Below are 5805 nucleotides of genomic sequence, written 5' to 3'. Positions count from 1 at the left end.
CCGTGTTCCACGCCATCCGCTTCTGCCCTCTTCGCTGCCCCTCGCGAAGCCTCCGAAGCGGGGGGATGATGCTCATTGTCATTGCCGACGCCATTCCCCCGTACCAAGCCGGCTTCGGTCAACTCCGCTGCCGCCTTTGCAGACGCTGGCTCCGAAGCGTGCTGTAAGTTACCGCCGCCCGCGCTAGCGGCCTTTGCGACGCCTGGCTCATCAGGGTCGGCTGCCTCCGGTGGCTTTGCAGAGGTTGAGTGCCCCGAATTACCGTGTTCCACGCCATCGGCTTCTGCCGTCTTCGCTGCCCCTCGCGAAGCCTCCGAAGCGGGGGGATGATGCTCGTTGTCATTGCCGACGCCATTCCCCCGTACCAAGCCGGCTTCGGTCAAATCCGCTGCCGCCTTTGCAGACTCTGGCTCCGAAGCGTGCTGTGAGTTATCGCCCGCTGCGATGCTGGAGCCAGAACCCCCATTGATCGGTTCATTCTTCGATGTGAGATTTTCAACTGCCGTGACCGTCGCGCTATGAGCAAGCGCGATCGGTGATACATGAGCCGACCCGCCGGACCCAACATCGCTCTCATCCGTTGTAGCTACCGAATCGCTAGTGAAGGTTCTGGACCTGGTCGCTCCCCCTGAGCCGGTCCGAGCCTGCCCGAATCCGAACGTCAAGCCGTTGTCGGTCAGAGTGCTCCAAACTGCCGCGCTCCCGAGCGCGCTCTCGCTCGTCCCGACAACCGTATGGGCACCGTCCGCACTCAGAACAGCTTCGCTTGCGGTCGCCGATGTCAGCGCTTCCTCGAGCTGCTCCAGGGTGATCGCGACAGCCGCGCCTTCCGGCTGGCCGACGAAATCCGACTCCGCAATGGAGACAATCCCCTGCAGATGGATTTCCAGCAGGCCCCGGTCGCCGACATCAAGAATCCGATCGGTCGGATTCACGTAGACGATCGTTTCGTTGGTTGCGGGATTGTAGATCCAGGCGAGGGTATGCGGCGGTATAGACTTGCTTGCTGCTGTCATATGGAGCCAGGCAAGCGCTCCGAAAGCCGCAAGATTGATCCGGCTCGATCCAGATGCGAAATCGAAGCCAGAGTGGGAAGAGGTCGAATTGGAATCGATCGGGGAGCGATAAACAACGTCTTCGCCAACGTTGCCGCCCATCGGTTGATCGCGGCGATCTCCGCCAATACCGGCATCGCGACCAAGGTCCATTGAGCCAAGAGGTTCTTGCAGGTTGCCATCCGCAGCGCCATGACTCATTTGGTTCGAAGCGCCCTCTCCAGCGACGCGTTCGTTGCCGGTGGTCACAAGCGCGGCAGGCAGGCGCAAATCGTGCAAAGGGAAGGTCGGGGGCGAGCCGTCCACACCATTGGTATCAGCATCAGTTATCGCGGCCAGTTTTGTGGTCGCATTCTCGCCAGTGACCACCACGAGGCTGTCGATCGGCGCCTTGCCTGGATCATGCGATTGCACGGCAAGATGGGGGTCGTTCAGTGCGTAGATCAACGCACCGGTCAGAGTGGCGAAGGTGCCATACCCTCCGTGAATCAACGTCGGAGTGGAAGCAAGCCGCGGGAATTGATGTTCCGCGGTCGGTTCTCCAACGATCTGTGCGTCGCTGGTTCCCCGCAGCAACGGCGTAGGAGGATTGGGCGTGCTCGATCCAACTGGGCCGGAGTCTTTCCACGGTTTCGAGCCTACGGATTGCTCAGCCGTGCGGACCGCTTCTATCGCCGCCGCCGGGTTCGGGACCAGGCTCGCCTTGGCAAAGAGGTCCCTCTGGGTGAGCGGGGGCGTCTCGCCGGATTCCCAGACCACGAGGTGTCGGAGAATGGCTCTTTTCCAGGGCTCATATTCGGCATGCTCTCCCGCGCGACCGACGCTGTCGTCATCCGGATCCACGTCGTTCGCTTCCGACGCCTTGAGTTCGTCCGCAATTGCGAACGCCAGAAACGCCAGCGCAAGCAGGCCGAAGCCGGACGGTCGCTGCAACAACGCGAGGGTAGCGAGCACGGTCCTGTTGGTAATTTCAAGCTTCTGAAATATGTTGTATAGGTGTACTTTGACTGTCCCCGGGGAAACGTTTAGCTGGCGCGCAATCTCCTTGTTTGACATTCCTTCTGAGACTAGTCGTACAATTTGACGTTCCCGGTGCGTCAACAGCTCCAGCATCGTTTCAACTTTGCCGCCGCGGTCGGCTCCCTCGCCGGCTGGCAAGAGATCGGATTGCTCGCGCGACACGCTGCGCTCTGTCATCAGGCGCAGTAATCGCAGCATAGTGTCCGAGGAAGCATGCTTCGAGATTACGCTGGAGGCGCCGGCAGCAATAGCGGCGGCTAGATCGCGATCTGCCTCGGATTCGGTAAACAGCACCAAGCGCGTGGAGAGATTCTCAGCTTTCGCAATCGCGAGGATCTCGGGTACCGTCAGATCCGGCAGGTTGTCAGCAACAAGCGTGACGTCGGGTGTCAAATTCCGAATTGCTTCGAGGCAGCTTGTCCCATCGCTGCACGATGCGACAACGTCGAAGTCCTGCTGTACCCCGAGTACCGACTTCAGCCCCTGTAGAACGATCGGTTGTCGATCTACGATCAGAAGCCGGATCCGTCTCTGCTTCACAGACACGTCTAACATGGATTCTGCCTCGGCCCGGCCATCTATGTACTTCGGCATATGGCCGGGGCCAAGCGGGATTATTAAAATACAATTAATAAAATAGGGAAAGAGGCTTAAACGGGCCCAAAACGACCCAAAATCGCAAGCTTTTATGGCATTTAAGTGAGAAATATATCGTTTGACCCGATGGCCATTGCGATTGACTGGCTCGATGCTTACCGCGCGGGCGACATCGAGGCGATCTTAGAAATGTATGCCGAAGGTGCCGTGCTTCGCTGCGGCTGCGGGGGCATCAAGACCATTACCGGCCACGAGGCACTTCGTGCCTATTGGATTGATCGCCTGCGAGAATATCCGGCGGGCACGTTGGACGATCTCAATCCCTCGCACGAGGGGGCCATTATCTCGTACGTCACCAATAGTGGTGTCATGAGTGCGCTCTTCTCGTTTGACGTTACCGGGAGGATCAAGGAGCTAGACTGCAGTCCCTCCCACTAGACCCCGGCACGATCCAAGCCCGGGTCACGTGCTGACGTTGCGGTGCAAGGCCGGCGCCTCCGTACGAACGGGTCGTTGCGAGCACGTTGCGTGGTACTCGTCAACGAATGCGTGTCGAAGGGCGATACGCCTCCAGCAGAGTGAGGCTGCCAACTCGTCAGTACTAAGAAGGCTTCCAGCTGACTGCACGACCAGTGCGGCGCAAGCGTGTGAGGCGCTTATGCCTCGACTTCAGCTGGAAACGATGCCACCCGAACCCGTTTTCAACGACGATATTAGCGGGCCATATGACGAGAGCATCTGTCGCCGTTGCATGTCGACGGCACGGGCGGCTGCCGCGTTCCGGCTTCCTTGCACGCGGTATCATGCGCCAACCTATCGTTCGTCATGCGATCAAATGTGATGTTGGCGGCAGCCCTGGCCGGCACCAGCTGGAGCCGGAGGCTCGCGTGGCATGCGATTGTCGGCCACGCGTGCTCGCCCTTGATTATGGGAACCATATTTGTGGTGGCCGGTTGGCTTGCTGTTGAGCTGGCATCTGCAGGGCAGCTCGACACATCGGCATTCGTGCTAGTGCCGAGCATCCGTCGGGATCTGATCCCATGATGGACCACGCGACCAGAATTGGTAATCGTTTGTTAGCAGCCTTGCCGCCAGCGGATTTTGCTTTGCTTGCACCTCATCTGCGGAAAGTCGTGATCGAACGCAATTCCGTGCTCGTCCGCTCGGGCGACCGGATCGAACATCTTCTCTTCCCCCTCAGCGGCGCCATCGCTGCGATCACAGGGCTGCCGAACGGACAGACAGTTGCCACAGCGATAATCGGGCACGAGGGCGCTGTGGGTTTGACGTCAGCGCTTGGCGCATCCGCCGCGCCCGCGACGGCGGTCGTCCGCCTATCCGGGGTCGCGCTGCAGATCTCGCCTGCCCAATTCCTGGCAGCGCAACATCGCAGCCCCGCAATCGCATCCATGGTGCAGGTCTTCACGATGTCGATGTTGACGCAACTCCAGCACGTGGCAGCCTGCAATGCACTGCATTCCGTCGAAGCCCGCCTAGCGCGCTGGCTTCTTCACATCCACGATCGTGCGAATGGTGGTGACCTGCTTCCGCTGACGCAAGAAACATTGTCGGAATTGCTGGGCGTTCGCCGCACCACCGTCACGCATGTCGTGTGCACGATGCGCGCGTCAAGAGCGCTGAAATCCAATCGGCGCGGCCAGCTCGAGATTGATCGGCCGCGGCTCGAAGCCGTGGCATGCGAGTGCTACAAGGTCATGACCCGCAGAATCGATCGGATAGTCTCGCGCGGAGCGGTCGGGCTCGTCCCCGTGGCTCCAGCGCGGCCCGCCTCCCGCTCGCCCGGTAGCCGGATAGCCGGGACAGGCTCGTAGGGCCCGTTCGATTTCGCGAACCACCCGCATGGGCCGTTCGGTTATCCATTCGCTTTGGGACGCTCGTTACAACAACGCGACTCACTGCGACCAAGCAGCACGGGCATGAGCTTCGCCTGTGCCAAGCGGGAACGACTGCCCCCGAGCTCGGCATGGGGGCAGTCCGCCTTGCGCAGCTTACGATGACGATTCTCTTCTCGACCGACTCGGTCTCTGAGCTTCTCAAGTTCTGCGAGCTGGGCGACAAGCGCTTCGAGACGCTCTCGAAGAAAGAACGCAGGATTCTCCGCTCGAATGCGGGTATTCATGACACGCCTCCTAATCGAGTCTCCGGGAGAATTCTCCCGCTCTCGAGGCCGGGAAAACTATGCAATCATGGGAAAAGCGCACTAACATATGGCATGCTGCGCCCGCAAAAGCGTTGCAGCGGTGCATCACGCCGCTCGGCCGGCCCAGATGTACTATCGGCCTCGCGTTTGGCCTGCCTGAGCACGAGGCCCAGCAGGCTTGGCCGCGCGGCAGCCTATAGGGCTCCTCCCTAGGCTTAGAATATTTTACCGGCTGGAATCGGTTGCGCTGGAAATCCGAGTACTAGCTCCGGGGCAATCGGCCTTGCGCTTTTCCTCGTTCTCTTCGTCTGCGCAATCGACCCCACCATTTGCACTTGGAATTCCAGAGCCGCCGCCGGTTGCGAAGGGCCCTTTTGTATTGCCTCCGCCAGCACCGGCCCCGCCGCTACCGCCAGCCCCGCCGCCGGATGTCCCTCCGGCATGAGAGGATCCGGCAGGGCGACCACCAGGTGTTCCCCCACCCCCTGATGATCCGCCGCCGGAGCTCCCCGGCCCTGCCGCGGACGACCGATCATTGTCGAAGAACGACTGGCCGCTGTCGCTTTGCCTCGCCCCGTGCAGGCCGCCCGAACGTGCAATGGCTTTTGAGGTCAGGGAGGTGGACAGAAGCAGCGTCATGACAGGGGGCGTCACAGCAGCAAATCTTCCGCAGGTCTTCAAAAACGCCCGCCGGTCGTCGTCCTCGTTGCCGTCCCGGGTCACGATGCTCCTCCTAGATTTAAAATTACATTTTACAGTATTATAAATTAAATAGATTTTCAACCAAGAATTTTCTTTGCCTGGTGAGAGGTTGCTGAACGTGCACGCCCCCGAACTGAAAGTCGGCAATTCGCCGTGTTTCTCCCGACTTTCCCGGCGCACCTTGCCCGACGGCCAGATTTTGGTTGCGCGCGGGCATTTAATTTAGTTAACCTGGATTTAACCAACGGGCGCGGGCTCGACTACAATGGA

General features: G+C 60.0%; 3 protein-coding genes and 1 pseudogene. 2 read left to right on the top strand and 2 right to left on the bottom strand.

Features of this window, described 5'->3' with window-relative positions; genetic code table 11:
* The coding region (locus tag AABA86_RS30785; RefSeq protein WP_338309465.1) for a LuxR C-terminal-related transcriptional regulator at positions 1-2630 on the bottom strand (2630 nt) is incomplete at its 3' end.
* A gap of 168 nt (positions 2631-2798) precedes the next feature.
* Here AABA86_RS30785 and AABA86_RS30780 point away from each other — a divergent pair.
* The gene (locus AABA86_RS30780) at positions 2799-3110 is read left to right on the top strand and encodes a nuclear transport factor 2 family protein (protein WP_212246860.1); all 312 of its coding nucleotides are present in this window, start codon (positions 2799-2801) and stop codon (positions 3108-3110) included.
* A gap of 602 nt (positions 3111-3712) precedes the next feature.
* A complete protein-coding gene (locus tag AABA86_RS30775) occupies positions 3713-4504 on the top strand; it encodes a Crp/Fnr family transcriptional regulator (RefSeq protein ID WP_338309464.1) in 792 nt (263 codons plus the stop codon).
* A 698-nt stretch (positions 4505-5202) separates the two neighbouring features.
* On the opposite strand, the pseudogene AABA86_RS30770 reads toward AABA86_RS30775, so the two are convergent.
* Positions 5203-5559, bottom strand: a pseudogene (locus AABA86_RS30770) (hypothetical protein); the annotation flags it as partial.
* Positions 5560-5805: the final 246 nt, after the last annotated feature.

The sequence above is a fragment of the Bradyrhizobium sp. TM233 genome (assembly GCF_036247965.1).
GTDB lineage: Bacteria > Pseudomonadota > Alphaproteobacteria > Rhizobiales > Xanthobacteraceae > Bradyrhizobium > Bradyrhizobium ottawaense.
This window is presented reverse-complemented; position numbering and strand designations above follow the sequence as displayed.

Bases quoted from the DNA above. Each gene is read 5' to 3' on its own strand.
- AABA86_RS30780 (WP_212246860.1), top strand. From the start codon at position 2,799: ATGGCCATTGCGATTGACTGGCTCGATGCTTACCGCGCGGGCGACATC.
- AABA86_RS30775 (WP_338309464.1), top strand. From the start codon at position 3,713: ATGATGGACCACGCGACCAGAATTGGTAATCGTTTGTTAGCAGCCTTG.